At 45.1% G+C, this 17,414-nt stretch carries 15 protein-coding genes; 1 reads left to right on the forward strand and 14 read right to left on the reverse strand.

What is annotated here, in order from left to right; genetic code table 11:
- Position 1 precedes the first annotated feature (1 nt).
- The 6 genes from ACZMB2_RS01785 to ACZMB2_RS01810 are packed head-to-tail and all read right to left on the reverse strand — an operon-like array spanning position 2 to position 5,605.
- Positions 2-1,015 (reverse strand): 2-dehydro-3-deoxygalactonokinase, encoded by a 1,014-nt coding sequence (locus ACZMB2_RS01785; RefSeq protein WP_487595234.1) that lies wholly within the window; start codon positions 1,013-1,015, stop codon positions 2-4.
- 17 nt (positions 1,016-1,032) lie between these two features.
- A complete protein-coding gene (locus ACZMB2_RS01790) occupies positions 1,033-2,316 on the reverse strand; it encodes a TRAP transporter large permease (protein ID WP_487595235.1) in 1,284 nt (427 codons plus the stop codon).
- Positions 2,316-2,798: a TRAP transporter small permease gene (locus ACZMB2_RS01795; protein ID WP_487595236.1), complete on the reverse strand. Its 483-nt coding sequence runs from the start codon at positions 2,796-2,798 to the stop codon at positions 2,316-2,318. The genes ACZMB2_RS01790 and ACZMB2_RS01795 overlap by 1 nt, the downstream gene beginning before the upstream one ends.
- A 53-nt stretch (positions 2,799-2,851) precedes the next feature.
- On the reverse strand, positions 2,852-3,886 hold the full coding sequence (locus ACZMB2_RS01800) for a TRAP transporter substrate-binding protein (RefSeq protein ID WP_487595237.1): 1,035 nt from the start codon (positions 3,884-3,886) through the stop codon (positions 2,852-2,854).
- Positions 3,887-3,904: 18 nt separating this feature from the next.
- Entirely contained in the window at positions 3,905-4,582 is a 678-nt protein-coding gene (locus ACZMB2_RS01805) for an RraA family protein (RefSeq protein ID WP_487595238.1), read from the reverse strand.
- A 27-nt stretch (positions 4,583-4,609) separates the two neighbouring features.
- Positions 4,610-5,605: a C-terminal binding protein gene (locus ACZMB2_RS01810; protein WP_487595239.1), complete on the reverse strand. Its 996-nt coding sequence runs from the start codon at positions 5,603-5,605 to the stop codon at positions 4,610-4,612.
- A 349-nt stretch (positions 5,606-5,954) separates the two neighbouring features.
- Here ACZMB2_RS01810 and ACZMB2_RS01815 point away from each other — a divergent pair, with 349 nt between their 5' ends.
- Positions 5,955-7,595 (forward strand): ABC-F family ATP-binding cassette domain-containing protein, encoded by a 1,641-nt coding sequence (locus ACZMB2_RS01815; RefSeq protein ID WP_487595240.1) that lies wholly within the window; start codon positions 5,955-5,957, stop codon positions 7,593-7,595.
- Between the two features lie 37 nt (positions 7,596-7,632).
- On the opposite strand, the gene ACZMB2_RS01820 is transcribed toward ACZMB2_RS01815, so the two are convergent.
- From ACZMB2_RS01820 to galE, 8 genes are all read right to left on the reverse strand, one after another.
- The gene (locus ACZMB2_RS01820; RefSeq protein WP_487595241.1) at positions 7,633-8,223 is read right to left on the reverse strand and encodes a sortase; all 591 of its coding nucleotides are present in this window, start codon (positions 8,221-8,223) and stop codon (positions 7,633-7,635) included.
- The gene (locus ACZMB2_RS01825; RefSeq protein ID WP_487595242.1) at positions 8,210-8,950 is read right to left on the reverse strand and encodes a hypothetical protein; all 741 of its coding nucleotides are present in this window, start codon (positions 8,948-8,950) and stop codon (positions 8,210-8,212) included. The genes ACZMB2_RS01820 and ACZMB2_RS01825 overlap by 14 nt, the downstream gene beginning before the upstream one ends.
- A 10-nt stretch (positions 8,951-8,960) precedes the next feature.
- Positions 8,961-9,743 carry a class C sortase gene (locus tag ACZMB2_RS01830; protein WP_487595243.1) on the reverse strand — a complete coding sequence of 261 codons (783 nt, stop codon included), beginning with the start codon at positions 9,741-9,743 and terminating at the stop codon, positions 8,961-8,963.
- A gap of 85 nt (positions 9,744-9,828) precedes the next feature.
- On the reverse strand, positions 9,829-11,253 hold the full coding sequence (locus ACZMB2_RS01835) for a SpaH/EbpB family LPXTG-anchored major pilin (protein ID WP_487595244.1): 1,425 nt from the start codon (positions 11,251-11,253) through the stop codon (positions 9,829-9,831).
- A 57-nt stretch (positions 11,254-11,310) separates the two neighbouring features.
- Entirely contained in the window at positions 11,311-15,075 is a 3,765-nt protein-coding gene (locus ACZMB2_RS01840; protein ID WP_487595245.1) for a SpaA isopeptide-forming pilin-related protein, read from the reverse strand.
- Positions 15,076-15,092: 17 nt separating this feature from the next.
- Entirely contained in the window at positions 15,093-15,749 is a 657-nt protein-coding gene (lepB, locus tag ACZMB2_RS01845) for a signal peptidase I (RefSeq protein ID WP_487595246.1), read from the reverse strand.
- Between the two features lie 224 nt (positions 15,750-15,973).
- The gene (locus ACZMB2_RS01850) at positions 15,974-16,297 is read right to left on the reverse strand and encodes a PTS sugar transporter subunit IIB (RefSeq protein WP_487595247.1); all 324 of its coding nucleotides are present in this window, start codon (positions 16,295-16,297) and stop codon (positions 15,974-15,976) included.
- 33 nt (positions 16,298-16,330) lie between these two features.
- Positions 16,331-17,353 carry a UDP-glucose 4-epimerase GalE gene (gene galE / locus ACZMB2_RS01855; RefSeq protein WP_487595248.1) on the reverse strand — a complete coding sequence of 341 codons (1,023 nt, stop codon included), beginning with the start codon at positions 17,351-17,353 and terminating at the stop codon, positions 16,331-16,333.
- Between the last annotated feature and the right edge of the window lie 61 nt (positions 17,354-17,414).

Raw genomic sequence — 17,414 nt, forward strand, 5'->3', positions numbered from 1 at the left:
TTTATACCTCTGCTTTCCGTAACCAAGCCTTCGCTACTGAAAATGCTCCTTTTGCAGATAACGGAATATGATCTTCCGCCTCATACGGACGAACGCTTTCCAAAAGTTCATCCTCTTGCAATACATCCAACAATCCATTCAGGAAAGGTGCTTTTCCCGCTATAATTCCTTCCGCACCTTTTACTTCATCCTGCATGCTTCGTAATGCTGCTGCATCATTATACAGTACAGTTCCCAAAAGATAACTGGATGCCCAGCTTCGCTCTTTCTTCTGTCCGGCACCAAACATCCGATAAATTCTGGTAAGAAAAGCTGCCCGGCCAAAACCTTGCCTTTTCGCCGTCCGATAGCCTTCCAGTACTGCTTCCCGACAATAATCCTCTTTAGAAGCAAATGTCCGCTCTACTGCATCTGCAAGAATCGTATTTTTACTCAACACTTCCAGAAGTTCTCCTGTCATCGAAGTCAGACATGCTGTTATTTCCTGCCGTTCATTTACAAACACAAATTTTGTATGGGAGCCAGGCAACACAAAGACATATTTTTTTCCACATGGACAGTTCTCCAGGAGCGCAAGTGTTTCCACTTCTTCTCCTCTCATAATATCCATTCCATCCAAGCAATTCCAGTCTTTTATTGTATTTTTGAGTCCCCGGATAAAAAAGATCGGTACAGGACATAATTCTGGCATCTCTGCACGATATACATTTTCCACAAACTGTTTTGCCGAAACCGGAGCAGTCAAATGTGGAACTTCCAGAACTCCCACATTAGAAGTAATCATTCCTGAAGCAAACACTGCCTCTACCTGTTCAAAATCCGTCTTATTATTTTTCACCAGATTTTCCAGACATTTCCGTATTTCATTCTTTAGAAAAGTGTTTGTTCCACTCTTCGCTGTATCACGAACTCCGGCCTCACAACGCTCTATTCCCTCCAGTTCTCCAGAAATTGTCCAAAGATACGCTCTCGTATTTGTCGTTCCTGTATCCAATGTAATCACATATGTTTTCATTATCTTTTCCTTTTCTTTTATCCCATCAATAATGAAGGAAGAACCATGCTAAGCTGTGGAATTACCGTAATTAGAAGCTGAATCACCAACATCACCACCAGATATGGCACAATAGCTTTTGTAATTTTTTCCACACTCAAGCCGCTAATTCCACTTGCCACAAACAGATTCACTCCAAGAGGCGGTGTGCAGAAACCTATTGCCAGATTAGCAGTAAGCATAACTCCAAACTGAATCGGATCTACACCAAATCCTGTCACTACGGGCAGTAAAATCGGTGTCAGAATGATAATGGATGCTACAGTTTCCATAAACATACCCACAAAAATCAAAAATACATTGATCAGCAGCAAAATTACATATTTATTGGAAGAAATACCCGAAATAAATCTTGCCAGATCATTCGGCACCTGCATTAACGTCAGAAGTCTTCCAAAAGTAGAAGCAAAAGCAACCAAACCCATGCAGGTAGCTGTAGTCTTCGTACTCTTTACGAAAGCATCCACCAATGTCTTCCAGGTCATTTCCCGATATACCACAAACCCGATAAAAATCGCATAAACTACGGAAATTGCAGCTGCTTCTGTCGGCGAAAAGAATCCACCATAAATGCCTCCCAATACAATGATCGGAGCTAAAATTGCCCAAATTCCATCTTTTGTTGCCACCAGTGCTTCCTTCAAGTCAAACTTGTGAGCCTCACACTGAATATTTCTTTTGCTGTACAAAAATCTAGCCACTATACAGAAAGCAATAGAAAATAAAAGTCCCGGAATAATTCCTGCCATAAATAAGGTACTGACAGAAGCTCCTGAAGAAATTCCATACATAACAAAAGGGATACTTGGCGGAATCAGAACTCCCACAATACCAGCCGCCGCTGCCAGACCGGTGCTGTAATCCTTCGGATACCCCCTCTTTTCCATTTCTGGAACCACATTTGATCCGATAGCCGCTACGGTTGCAGGACCTGAACCAGAAATTGCTGCAAAAAAAGTAGATGCTGCTACGGTTGCATAAGCCAGACTGGCCTTTACAGATCCCAGCCAGACATCAGCCATTCTGACAAGACGTTTAGACAAACCGCCTGTATACATCAGATCTCCTGCCAGAATAAATAGTGGAATTGCAAGTAACGGATACGAACTTACCGCAGTTACAATCGAACGAACCTGCAGCATCGGTGTTGCCGTTCCAAACAGTAAAATCGTCAATGCCGAAGACATGGCCAGTGAAATAGCAATCGGCATTCCGCACAATATCATAACCAACAAAGATAAAAACAGTACCGCTGCTCCCATTATTTCGTCTCCTCTCCATTACGAATCAAATGAACTAAAATCTGCACGATTCTCACAATACTGCAGGCTGCCCCAACCGGTGTGGCCAGATACAGACTCCACATAGGATATTTAATCAACAGACCATATTTTCCCACTACCGAATTGTCAAACAACAGGCGAATGCCAAAAATAAAAATATATGCAAATCCTGCAAGAGCCACCAGATAGCATAAAACACTTAATATCTTTTGTACTTTTTTCGGTAAAAGTCCGGTTACTGCTGTTACATTTACGTGCGAACCTGCCTTAAATCCAAAACTAATGGCAAACCATACAAACCATACAAATAAAAAAAGTACCAGATCTGATGCCCATGGAATTGCACTTTTAAAAACATATCTCATGACCACATTAATTGCCATAAATGCAGTAAATATCATAAAAATTGCTACACAAACGTACTTCTCGAAATTATCATTTAACCAGTGTATAAATTTCATTTCTGCCTCCTTGTTTTTATCGGCTGCCGCCAGATGCGGCAGCCGTTTAAGGACTATTTCTGAGCTGCTTCTACTGCTGCTGTAAATTCATCATAAACATCTGCGCCTACAATTTCTCTATACTTCTGCAGTGTAGGCTGAGCCGCTTCGATAAATTTCTGTTTTTCTTCATCTGTAAGCTTGGTTACCACACAGCCTGCTGCTTCCATCTCTTCCAACTCTTCTGGTTCTTCCTTTTCTACCAGCTCCATCTGATAATTATAAGCTTCTTTAAACGCATCATTGATAATCGTCTGCTGTTCTTCGGAAAGGCTGTTCCAGAAATCTACCGTAACCACTGGAACGTACGCGGTAAATACATGGTCAGAAATGGTAATATACTTCTGGACCTCATAGAACTTCTGGGAATAAATATGTGCAATCGGATTTTCCTCTCCATCAAATACACCTGTGCTTAAATTGGTATACAGTTCTGAAAATGGAGAGCCCTCAGCAGAGCACCCCAAGCTATTCCAGAAATCCACATGCGCCTGCACCTGCATGGTACGAAGTTTCATTCCATTTAAATCTTCCGGCTGATGAATCTCTTTTTTGTTGTTGGTAAGCTGGCGCATTCCATTTTCCATGTAGCCCAATCCGTGCAGTCCGGATGCTTCCAGATCATCCAGTTCTTTCTGCCCCCATTCTCCATTCAATACCGCCCAGGCTGTCTCTCTGTTTGGATATACATACGGAAGTTCAATCAGGCTCATGGACGGTAATTCTTCTGTTAAATAAGAACTTGGCGAAACTGCCATGGTAAGATCACCTGTCTTCACACCTTCAATCATTTCTCCATCTGACCCAAACTGCTGAGCAGGATAAATTTCCACCTGGAACTGTCCTGTTCCTTCTACAATCTCTTTAAATTTTTCTATCGCACGATGCATATGATAAGTCTCACTTGCTCCATGTGCAATCTTCAAAGTAATTACCCCATCTGTAGATGCATTCGCACTTCCTCCATCAGAGCTTCCTCCACAACCTGTCATTCCTAATACCATTGCTGCTGTCACTGCTGTTACTACAAATTTTTTAAATACCTTCATATTGTACCCCCACAATTTTTAAATCCGGCCAAACTTTGCCAACAGTTCGTCCACACCTGCACCCTTCAGGATTTCTTTTCTAGTTTCAATCTCTTTATCTGCCTGTTCTCTTGCAATAGGATATATCTCTGCAAGTCGATTATACGGAACTACAGCAACACCAATCTCATCAGCTACAATCAAATCACCCGGATTTACAATAACGCCTCCACAGCACACCGGTACATTGATTTCTATCGGTTCTTTTCGTCCTGAATATGCAGTATGTGCCGCTCTTGGTCCGCTTACTTTCGCAGTAATAGGAAACTCCAGCATCTTTGCTTCATCCGTATCTCGACAACTTCCGTCAATAACTGCACCTACCACACCTGCATTTTTAGCGATACCGGACATCAGTCCTCCCCAAATAGAAGTCTCTGTCTCACCAAATGCATCAATTACTACGACATCTCCCGGTTTCACCAGTTCAAATACTCTCAGACAATCTACAATATCACCAGCTGTCAATTTTACAGTAATTGCAGGTCCGATAATTTTCTTATCTGCTGCTTTTGGTTTCATATCATGCCGCATTACCTGATCACGTTCCATTGCATCTCCAACTACACAGGATATAGAATAGACATCCTCCATCTCGCGGAAAGGTTTTACCAGATTCTCGTCAATCTCCGGTCTCGGATTTACAATACACTTCATAACTTTCTTCTCCTTCTCTCATAACGTTTATTTCTTTTTTGATGGATACACCGGATTCAACGGTTTTTCTCCCAATAACACGGCTTTTACATTTTCTGCTGCGATATGACGGCATTCATCCAATGCTTCCCGACTGATGTAAGCCGTATGTGGTGTAAAGAAGCAGTTATCCAGAGTAAACAATGGATTGTCTTTCGGTGTCCACATTTTCATTTTCATCGGTTCCTCTTCCGGATCATCCAGCGCTGCTCCTGCAATCCACTTTTCTGTTAATGCTTTATACAGAGCCTGATTATCCACACATTTTCCTCTGGTTACCCCTACCAGATAGCTGTCTGGCTGCATCATGCGAAGAGTTTCTTCATTAATGATGTGATGTGTAGATTCCATATATGGTGTCAGAACACATACCACTGTGGATGTAGAAAACAGTTCTTTCTGATCTACCTTTTTCACCCCAAAAGTTCGCATATAGCTTTCAGATACGTATGGATCACTGGAAATCAGTTCAAATCCAAAGGCTGCCATTTTCCGTGCAAGGTTCTGTGCAATTCTTCCAAATCCCAGGAATCCATATCTTGCATTTCTGCATCTGCGAATCGGAACTCTCCAATCCTGCCACTGATAGCTTCCATCATGCACCTTGGCATTATAGAATGGAAGATTTCTCATCAGCATCATAGAATATGCTGCTGCCTGATCTGCCACCTCATCCAGGCAATAATCTGGAACATTAGTTACAACCATTCCATGTTCATATGCTGCATCCACATCTACAATATCTACACCAATTCCATACCGTGCAATGATCTTACAATTCTTCAGCTGCTCGATTGTACTGCGCGGAATTTTCGCATATTGCTGGATGATTGCGTCTGCATCCGCGGCTTTTTCCGGAAGTGTCTTTCCTGTGTTGTCTTTCAGCCCGATAACCTCCGCCCCAATCGGTTCCAATACACTTTTTTCGATCTCATTGTCGGCATAATCATAATCACTGATATATACCTTAAATTTTTTTCCCATGTTTCCTTCTCCCATTTGTCATATCTTTTTTCATAAACAATATATTGTTTTCTTTAAAATATCAGATAATTCTACAAATGTAAACATCTTTTTGTATATTATGTATATTTTCATCTCTATATACAATTTCTTTTTGTCTATTTTTAATACAATTTTTAAATTTGTATTATCTTTTGTATATTTTATTTGTCTGATGACTTTTAAATGTTTTTTATTTTAGCTTTAAAATGCAATAAACTCTTTATAATCCAGGTTTTTTCATTATTTTTCTTGAAAAAACCCGTCATTCATGTAATAATGGAAATCGTGGCTTAAAGACATGAAATTACTGTAATTATGAGGTTTGAATATGATTAGTGCAAACAACGTGACCTTACGTATTGGAAAAAAGGCCCTCTTTGAAGATGTGAATATCAAATTCACCGAGGGAAACTGTTATGGTCTGATCGGTGCCAACGGTGCCGGAAAGTCCACCTTCCTGAAGATTCTCTCCGGAGAACTGGACAGCACCAACGGTGAGATCGTGATCACGCCGGGACAGCGTCTGTCTTTCTTAAAACAGGACCATTTCAAATATGATGAGTATACCGTTATGGATACTGTCATCATGGGAAATGAACGTCTCTATGAGATCATGAAAGAAAAAGACGCCATCTATGCAAAAGAAGATTTTACCGATGAAGACGGTATCCGCGCCAGCGAGCTGGAAGGCGAATTTGCAGACATGGATGGATGGGAAGCAGAATCCAACGCCGCTACCCTGTTAAATGGTCTGGGAATTGAGACGGAGCTTCACTATTCCATGATGAAAGACCTGATCGGTGCCCAGAAGGTCAAAGTCCTGCTTGCTCAGGCACTGTTCGGAAATCCCGACATCCTGCTTCTGGACGAGCCGACCAACCACCTGGATCTGGATGCGATCGCATGGCTTGAGGAGTTCCTGATTAACTTTGAGAACACCGTCATCGTCGTATCCCATGACCGTTATTTCTTAAATAAAGTATGTACCCACATCGCTGATATCGACTATGGCAAGATTCAGCTCTATGCCGGAAACTATGATTTCTGGTATGAGTCCAGCCAGCTGCTGATCCGTCAGATGAAGGAGGCAAACAAGAAAAAGGAAGAGAAGATCAAAGAGTTACAGGACTTCATCTCCCGTTTCTCCGCAAATGCTTCCAAATCCAAACAGGCTACTTCCAGAAAGAAAGCCCTGGAGAAAATCCAGCTGGATGAGATCCGTCCTTCCAGCCGTAAATATCCCTACATTGATTTCCGCCCGAACCGTGAGATCGGAAATGAAGTACTGACCGTAGAAGGCATTTCCAAGACTATTGATGGTGTAAAGGTTCTGGACAATGTATCCTTCATTCTGGGACACGACGACAAAGTTGCCTTCGTAGGAAGCAACGAGTTCGCAAAGACCACTCTGTTCCGTATTCTCTCCGGAGAGATGGAGCCGGACGAGGGAAATTACAAATGGGGTATCACCACTTCCCAGTCCTATTTCCCGAAGGATAATACGCAGGAATTCGATAACGACGATACCATCGTGGACTGGCTGACCCAGTATTCCGAGATCAAGGATGCTACTTATGTCCGTGGTTTCCTGGGACGTATGCTCTTCGCCGGCGAAGACGGCGTGAAGAAAGTCCGCGTCCTGTCCGGAGGAGAGAAAGTCCGCTGCATGCTCAGCAAGCTGATGATCTCCGGCGCCAACGTCCTGCTTCTGGACGAGCCGACTGACCATCTGGATATGGAGTCCATCACCGCTCTGAACAACGGTCTCATTAAATTCCCGGGAGTACTTCTCTTTTCCTCCCGTGACCATCAGATCGTACAGACCACCGCAAACAGAATCATCGAGATTCTGCCGAATGGTTCCATCATCGATAAGATCACTACCTATGATGAGTATCTGGAAAGCGATGAGATGGCAAGAAAGAGAACCGTCTACAGCAACAGCAAAGAAGACGAAGACGATAACTAAGATCACAAAAGGGAGTGTCATAACGACACTCCCTTATCTATTCTCTGACGCATCTTACGGTTACTCTGGTTCTGCCTCCCTTGGTACAGGTAAACAGGGTCAGATCCCAGTCCCCCGCTTCCATTTCTTCGATATTTGTCGGTTTCAGAATTTCCATTTCCACAACCTTGTATACCACTACATTTTCATCCATATCGACAAAGGTGACTTCATCCCCTGTCTGCAGCGTTTTCAGCCTTCCAAAATGGGCATCATAATTATGGGCGCAGATAATCAGATTGTCCTGATAGAGAGAACCGGCATACCGGCAGGGCGCCTTTTTCAGATCCGGATAATTCCACTGGCCAAGCACCGGCAGCTCCAATCCCAGTGACGGAATACTCAAAACCCCAATATAATCTTTTCCATCGATCGTCTCCACCGGCATCTCCTGCTCCTCATCGACCGGATAAACAGGAACCTCCTTTGATTCTGCCTTGGGAGCTTTGGCGCTTATCTCCTCCATCACCTTCCTGACCGATTTCTGCGCATGCAGATTTTCGATTTGATTGTTGCAGAAAAGTAAAAGAGCTGCCGCTATCAGCAGCAGCCCTGTACAGATCCAGACATTTCCTTTATTCTGTTTCATTTTCAACCTCTTTACGGCGTTTTATTCCAATTCCAATACAAACCAGTCCTGCAGCTGCCAGTACCGGTACCGGCCACCACAGCTGTCCGGTCTGGGGAAGCTTTCCTTCTGCCGGAGCAGGGGATGCCGTGTCTGTCGTTCCCGTCGTCCCCGTCGTTCCGGAATGGGAAGAAGAAGGACGGGAAGCGGGCTTTTCCGGTCTTTCCTTCTGCTGTAACTTCGTCTTCGGTGTCCCCGTTCTATCATATTGATAAACTCCGTCCTCTGCATATGGAACACCGGTCAGAAAGGGCAGAATCTTTTCATAGCCTGGTGCTGCCGTCTTCTGTACCACCAGATACAGTCCAAATTCCAGATCCGAAAAAAGGGCTGTACCATCTGTTCCAATCTCCACAGAGGAAGCATTTTTCACTACTGGAAGTTTCTTTTCCATAGATGCCAGCTTTTCTGCCAGTTCTGCGGAACCAGGATCCTCAAAAGAAGAAATCTCATCTTTGATCTCATCGACCGGTGTAAAACGATAGTTTCCATCCTTTTCCGATACCTCTCCGACTTTATACAGGGCAAGGGAGCCTCCGGAAACTGCTTTTCCTTCGTAAACCATCTGAACGGTGATACTGCAGTGTCCGTTTTTTGCAGGATCCGGAATCTCATGTGCCAAAACAGCTACTGACGGATAAAGCAGCAGACAACATACCATCAATACGGATATCAAATATTTTTTCATCGAATTCCTCCTATCTCTTCCTACGGCAATGGGATGCCAGGAGAACTATGAGCAGCAGCAAAACGCCCACAACAGGTGCCACCAGAAACGGATCCACCTGCATCGCATCCGCAGTCACACGGATTTCCCTTGCCTCCTCTGCATTTTCGATCCGGTGTCCCCGGACCAGAAGCCGGTGGGTATTGATTCCATAGGGCGTGCAGGTCATTAAGGTGCAGTAGTCTTTTCCCTCTTCTATCTGGAGCGCTTCCGTATCCTGGGGCTCCACAATCAGAATCTGATCCACCTCGTAGGTAAGTACCTCATCTAAGACTCTTAAAAGGAAGGTATCGCCCTCTCTTAACTTATCAAGGCTGGTAAATAGCTTTGCACTTGGCAGCCCCCGATGTCCGGATATGACACAATGGGTGCTTTCGCCTCCCACCGGAAGGCTGGTCCACTCCAGATGACCGACCGCCGTCTGCAGGACTGCATCATCTGTTCCATGATAAATAGGAAGCTTCACATCAATCTCAGGGATTTCGATATATCCCATAATTCCAGTATCCGATACCTCCAGAGTACTCTCGTATTCCTCTTTTTCTTCTTCGGAAAGCCGGTAATGGGGCTCCTGGGAAGCCAGCTTTTCATTATACTGTCTTGCAGCCTTCAGAAGCTCCTCATACCGGGCATGATCCAGTGCCGCCACATTGTCTGCATAAGTTGTGATTGCCCGGGTCTGATGATGGGAATTCCAGTAATCACTTGCTGTCGGATACAGCAACAGGGACAGCCCTACAAATAATATGAACATCAATATAAAATTAGTAAAATGTTTTCGCATATAGGGTTCTCCCTGCAACTGCATGCCGGGGAGGAGAACTCCCCGGCAGCCGTACTTATTTCTCTACCTTCTCCATACGTTTTCTCGTAATCAGCAATACCACAGATGCCAGTACAAAAATTCCACCAATCACATAGAAGAACGTGGTACCCATGCCGCCAGTGGAGGGAAGAAGGTCTCCTGTACTGTTCGCTACCCCTTCCTTTATAGTCAGTTTGCCAGAATCAGTATCACTACCTGCTACCACAATCTCCAGCGGAGCACTCAGGGGATTATATCCTTCTGGAGCTTTGGTCTCTTCCAGATAGTAGGTACCATTTGCCAGACCATCGAAGGAAGCAGCACCCTTATCGTCTGTTGTTTTTTTCGTTGCGTCGGTTACTTCTACCCATTCCACTTTCTTATCCGTAGCATTCCATTTGTAATATTTCTTGTTGGAATCCACTTTCTTATATAATACAAATTCAGCACCTGACAGTTTTTTACTCTCGTTACCTGTCTCATATTTAGCAATCTCGATCTTGGAGCTGTAAACTTTCTTTTCCTGTGAAGGTGTTGTCGTTGTCTCTATACTGTCAGTCGGGTTGTTGCTGTATGTCAAAGTTGCCTTATTCGTTGAAATTATAGCAACTGCCTTTTCATTGAGGGTTGCAGTATAGGTAACTTTAATCTCCGCACCCACTTTATATTTTTCAGTCATAACCGGAATGGACACGGTAAATTTATTAGGGTTGCTGCCAACATTTTTTTCGATTGTACAGTCAGTAGTTTTATCTACACTGCCCACCATTACTTTAACACTTTCTTGGTTAAAAGTCAGACCATCACTCATGATATCTGTAATCAGATAAGTATAGGAGCTAAATCCTGCATACTCCGGTACTTTACCGGTGATGGTATAAGTAACTTTATCACCTACATCCGCAAAAGTTTTATCTTCTGTCTTTTTAAAGGGAACATTCATCTTATCATGGATCGTAACATTAGGGTCGGTTGTGGTCAGATTGCAAAGCGCTCCGGACCCACTGGTAACAAAATAATAGCCAAGATCGAGATTGGAAACAGATGCTTTTCCAGATCCGTCATCGGTAAGAGTTTTTCCCTCAGTTTTTCTGGAAGTATCCACCTTCTGCAGCGCACTTGAAAAATCGGATACACTAAATGCGCTTCCTGTTTCAACAATATATGTAGTCGTTCCAGTCACCGGTGTAAGTGTCAAACCTTTGGTTTCATCGTCTGCATAGCTCTGTACGGCACTGAACCACTCACTTTCTCTATCAATCGTATAAGAATATGCCTGTTTATCCCCGCTATAAACAACATCAAAGATTTTATAAGCGGTATAGGTCTTTCCTTGCACTGGGTTGTCAATGGTAATAGTTCCTGTTCCTGTTGTTCCTGCTGCAAATGTGGTAACTGACATGGTCAGAATCATGAGCAGCGCCAGCAATAAGCTGCTAATTCTTTTCACAGATTTCATTTTTTTATTCCCCTTCTTGATATTTTTATTGAAATATGAATCAGCTCTACCTGCGCATTAGGAAGAGATCTCGTCCTCCTTTCTTCGCTTCGTAAGGATATACTTCCAGGCCAGTGCACAGACCACCAGTGCAAGACCGCCTGTCCGATATCCGGTTGTTCCCAACCCTCCGGTGTCCGGAAGCTTATAACCCCAGGACTGATCGCTGATCTTCATCTCCAGTACAATGGTATCTTCAGACATAACGTTGAACGGAGTCCCCGTTCCCGCATCCGCTGTTTTTTCTAATGTGCCATCCGCCTTTACTTGCGCCGGATAAAAGGTTCCTGTATTATCTTGTATCTCCAGAATCCAGGGACCTGCTGTCATATAACCTGTCGGAGGTACTGTCTCATAGAGATAATAGATGGTATTCTTTTCAATGCCAGAAAACGTTGCTTCTCCATCATCATTTGTCGTCGCATCTGGCAGCGTTGTTCCATCTGCTTTTTGCAGCTTAAATGTTGCGCCTGGCAAATATTTTGCTGGGTTATCCTTGTCCGTTTTGACAAGTTTCAGCGCCAGCGGTGTTGTCATGGTATTGGTAAAGGCGGGGTCCTTAATTTGCAGTAAGTAAGAACCATCTGCATTTAATGTGCCAGCAAACGAAACTGACGAGGATGGATCTTCTACTTTCGTTACCGTTACCGTTTCCGGGCTAACCTTATAGCTGACAAAGTCTACTCCAAGAAGAGTGGTCGTATTCTTAGTAATCTGAACCTCAATTTTATATTTCGCCGTATCATATTCCACGCCAGCTCTATTATCCTGAACCTCACTGAGGTAATAAACATTTTTTCCTTCCTTCATATACGTTTTATCTGGTGAAATTGTAAATACACCCGTGGAAGGATCTGCGGTAGCCTTTCCAACAACATTTCCATTCTCATCTGTTAACTGAAAGTCAAAATTCCGTTCACTTCTCTGTGGTGCTCCATCCTTCAGAAGGACTTTCGTTCCGGAAATATTAAGACTCGGAGTTTCTGATACTATATTTTCTTCTATTGTTCCAAGAATCAGTCCACCATTCGTCATGATACCGCCGCCATGGATATTGGAATGGTTGCCGCTGATGATTACATTTGCGGCTTTTTTGGCAGAAGCAATTGCATCAGCATCCGGATGTGAAGTCAGACCAAACAGGTATTTCGCTGCTGCGTAGCCGCTCTTACTGATCTTCACCGGCTGCTCGTCACAGCTTCCCTCCCAGTTGGCTGCTCCGTCTCCCAGCATTTCACCCGTCACAAGGGATACTTCGTTGTTTGCGTCATCCTTGCTGCGTACACAGAAGAAGTCCTGATAACCATTCTCCCTAAATACTTTACTTGCTTTTGCCAAGTCAGTGTCATAGGTTTTATTATGTCCACCTCCGGACATGTTTGTTCCCTCGGCATGATTATCATAAACTGCTCCACCCTCTGAATGGACGATCAGTGTCTCACCGGTAGGACATACTGCAATTCCGCCTCCAAAGCCACCGGCAGAATTCTCTGTGATCAAGGCGTTGGTGATATTCAGCGTTCCTTTATGCTGAACAAAAATGCCTCCGCCGCCCCAGTCATCCGGGGTCTCTGTCTTATTGTTGGTAATATAAATCTTATTATCAGCCTTGATGACGCCATTGGTTCTACCGGCAATTCGAAGTCCGCCGCCTTCTCCTTTCTCTACATGGTTTCCGGCAATGGTTCCGCCACTCATGGCAAATGTAATGGGATTATCGCAAAATCCCGCATAAATGCCTCCGCCGGCCAGCCAGGCATCATTTCCCGTCACATAACCACCAAACATATTCATCGTGGAGCCATTTCCAATGGTAATGCCTCCGCCGCCATGCGTATTATTCACATCATTTTCTGGGCAATTACATTGTTGTAAAATATTATTGGTAACATATGCTTCATCTGATAAGTTCAATGTCGCATTGGTAACAAAAATTCCTCCACCACTGCCACAGCTAGATGATTTAACTACCTGATTACCGGTTACTACACCGCCAGATAAATCCAGTGTGCCGCCTCCTGCATAGATTCCTCCGCCAAGATTTGATTTGTTTGCTGCAATCACACCGGCCTTCATCTTCATGGTGCCATTATTGCTGATATAAACACCGCCTCCCTCATTGCGTTTTCCTCCCACAATATAGCCGCCGGACATCTGGAACGCTCCACCGCTTACACATACCAGACGTTTGTTATCCGCTTTGTTTCTCAGGACACCACTCTCCAGGTTCAGGGTTCCACCATTTACCCAGAATATCTGATCACCACCCGCATCAGCGCTGTTCTCAATGATTCCTGTATTTGTTAAATCCAGCTCATGCTTCTCCAGCGTTTCTCTTGTCCCTGTTCCATCATTCTTAGGAGCAGATCTGGTAATATAATAGGTCAGTGTCCCATTATCCTCCAGAGTGGCAGCATTTCCGTACAATTTTGATGAACCTGACTCCGTTGCAACGATTTTGTCGGCTGCGGCTGAATCCTTAGTGGCTGAATCCAGAATGGTAAGGGTTGCCCCTTGTTGTATCTCAAACTGCTGACCTGGTTGACTGATCGTCAGCTTATGCCCCTCCAGATCAATGATTGTATCCTGGCTAATGGTTAAGTTAGCCTGGCTTCCACCCTCTGCTGTAAAGGCATCACCCTCCAAAACGAATGTACCGCCATCTTTAAATACATTATTTCCTATATACCCTTTTAAGGTTCCCGGTGTCGTCTCTGCCACTGCTTCCGTTGCCCGGAGCTCGATCTGATAGAGGGAAAAGTGATCCGTTGTTATGGTCATATCACCATTTTCTTCCGTATCCACTTCCATATCGGTGACTTCCTGTTCTTCCGGATCAATATGATAGATCTTCGGATCACAGCCTTCCACCTGGAGTCCACTGAAGGTGACCTTCACAGGACCCGTTGGCTCGATCTCTTCCTCCCCGTGCTTCAGGGTGATGTCCAACAGATATTTCCCGATCAGCTCCGATTCCTGCTCTTCCTCCATCGGATCCGGGAAGAGCTGGTCCTCTTCCGTTTCGGTGTCCTTCTCTTCTGCAGTTACCGTGATCTCCTCTGCCGGACAGGGCAGCGCACTACTCATTCCCGTAACGGTCACCTTGATTCCGCTTTCCGTACAGGCAGTCAGAACAAATTCCTCTTCCTCTGTTTCCGTTGTAGCTTCCTGAAGCATTTCCGGGCTTGCAGGTAATTCCGCATTTTCTGACAGTTCCGGATTCTCTGGCTGCTCCGGGAGCAGGGTCTCTTCTTCCTGAGTTCCTTCCGGCTTCGGGATCTCTCCTTCCGGGGTTTCCTCCGGGGTCGGGATCTCTCCTTTTTTCTGACCTTTCTCCGGGTTCGGGGTCTCTCCCTCCGGAGCTTCTTCCGGGTTCGGGGTCTCTCCTTTTTCCGGGGTTTCTTCCGGGGGCGGGGTCTCTCCTTTTTCCGGATCTGCCTCCAGATTCGGAGTCTCTCCTTCCGGGTCCGGAGTTTCTCCTCCCGGGGTCGCTTCTGGAGTCGGAGCCTCGCCTTCCTGAGCATCCTCCGGGGCCGGGTTCTCGCCCACTTCCGGATCCGCTGCTTCTTCCGCCTCATATTCTTCTGCGGTCTGACAGGCCTCCCTCTGGGTCTCTTCCAAAAGGTCACTCTGTCTTTCCAAGGTAACAGCCGGCATCATTAACAGATAAACCGTACAAAATACAACCACAGCTGCCAGCGAGGCGGATATTCTGTACCACCGCCTTTTTTTCCGATGTTTCTCTGTATATTTGCCTGCCTCATGAAATACATCTGGTCTCATGTTCTCTGCCCTCCCTTTTATTGCAGCATTCCAAAGCCAGATAATGGCCAGATACGAAATACGATTTTCCCAACGATTTGTTCTTCCGATACACACCCAATTTCCGTGTGCCGGGAATCCACAGAAGTGGAACGGTGATCCCCCATACAGAAATACCGGTTATCCGGCACCTGATAGGGCAGATCGATATTACAGTCCCCGAAGGCTTTTTCTGTCAGATAGGGTTCATCCAGCTGTGTACCGTCCACATAGACATTGCCATCCTCATCGATATCCACCCACTGCCCTGGTCCGGCAATGCACCGCTTCACCAGAATTTTATTTCCCAGATAAAATGCCACCAGATCTCCCTTTTCGAATTTTGAGCCTCTCAGGGATACGATGACATCTCCTTCCTGCAATGTCGGCGTCATAGAGGACCCATAGATCTGCAGGACCGGTATCCAGATGGTCGCCACCAGCACTGCCACCGCTGCCACCACAATCAACGTGCTTATGGTGCTGCGAAGCGTTGCAAGATACCGGGAACGGTATCTGACTCTATGCAATTCCTCAGAAATCTGATCGGCTGTAGGCCCATCCTCTTCCGGATTCTTCTGATTTTCCTTTGTCTCCTCAAGCAGCAGCTCCAACAGTTCCTCTCTGCTAAGCTTGTGCAATTCATTGTCTTTCATAGCATTCTCCCTTTAATTTTCATAGGGTGGAAACGTTTCCAGCTATTTCTTTTCTTTATGCTACCACACTCTGTCTTCATTTTCAATCATTCAGAAATTGAATAGTTAACAAAATTTTCCTTATATTTTTATCTATTATTACCAATCCTTAACTGCATTTTTGCACAAAAAAATACCGGCTTTCAGTCGTCAGTTTCCCTGATCTTCTAAAAGCCGGTATGTTTTTACTTCGGCATCTGTTCGTGATACCGTTTGATTTCTTCCATGGCATCCTGCATGACGCGGTCGCCTTTTGCCATTCCATAGTCACGGGTGTCCACCGCCATGACCGGAATGTGGCGTGCCACCCGCTCTCTCACGCTGCCAAGGGCACAACGCACCTGGGGTCCAACCAGTATGATGTCCGCATCTTCCTTGTCGTAATCGAGTCCTGCCAGAGAAGAGACAACCACTTCCGCATTCACCAGATTGTCTCTGGCCCAGGCAAGCATCCGGTCTCTCAGTATACTGGCTGAGCTCCCGGAATAACACACCAATACGATCTTCATTCTTTTCCCATCCCTCATCCTGCAGTCTGCTCTTTATTCCTGATCGTTGTATCCGTTGGGGTTCTGTGACTGCCATCTCCAGGAATCGGCACACATCTCCTCAATACCGTACTCTGCTTCCCAGCCAAGCTCTGCTTTTGCTTTTGCCGGTGTGCAGTAGCAGGTGGCAATATCTCCTGCACGGCGGGGTTTGATCTCATAGGGAATCTCTTTTCCGCATGCTTTGCTGAAGGCTGCGATCACCTGAAGTACGCTGTATCCGTGTCCGGTACCCAAGTTGTAAATCAGAACTCCTTTGTTCTCTTTGAACTTCTCCAGTGCTTTTACATGGCCCCTTGCCAGGTCTACTACATGGATGTAGTCACGTACACCGGTTCCGTCCGGCGTATCGTAGTCATTTCCGAAGACACCGACACATTTCAGTTTTCCGATGGCTACCTGTGCCACATAGGGAAGCAGGTTGTTCGGAATTCCCTTCGGGTCCTCTCCGATGAGACCGGATTTGTGAGCACCAATCGGATTAAAGTAACGAAGCAGGGTAACATTCCACTCCGGATCTGCACGATGGATATCCATCAGCACCTGCTCCAGCATGGTCTTGGTCTGTCCGTAGGGATTGGTCGGGTTCTGCTTCGGACATTCCTCACTGATCGGAATCTGCAGCGGATCACCATATACAGTTGCAGAGGAACTGAAGATAATATTCTTGCATCCGTGTTTTCTCATGGTATCACAGAGAAGCAGGGTTCCGGTCATATTATTGTGATAATACTCGATCGGTTTTGCCACGGATTCTCCTACTGCTTTATATCCTGCAAAATGAATGACTGCATCCGGCTTCTCAGCCTCAAAAATCTTGTCCATCGCCGGCTGGTCCAGCATATCGGCATTATAAAATTTTAAAGTTTTTCCCGTGATCTGCTGTACTCTCTCAACTGCCTTCTCGCTTGCATTGTACAGGTTATCCATAACCACTACTTCATAGCCATTGTTCAGCAGTTCCACACATGTGTGGCTTCCGATATATCCGGCACCACCAGTCACTAAAATTTTCATCGATTTTTACCTCACTTGAGTTTAATAGAAAAAGTAACCTTAACTTAATTAGTGTAGCACA

This window comes from Hominiventricola sp. (assembly GCF_057604405.1).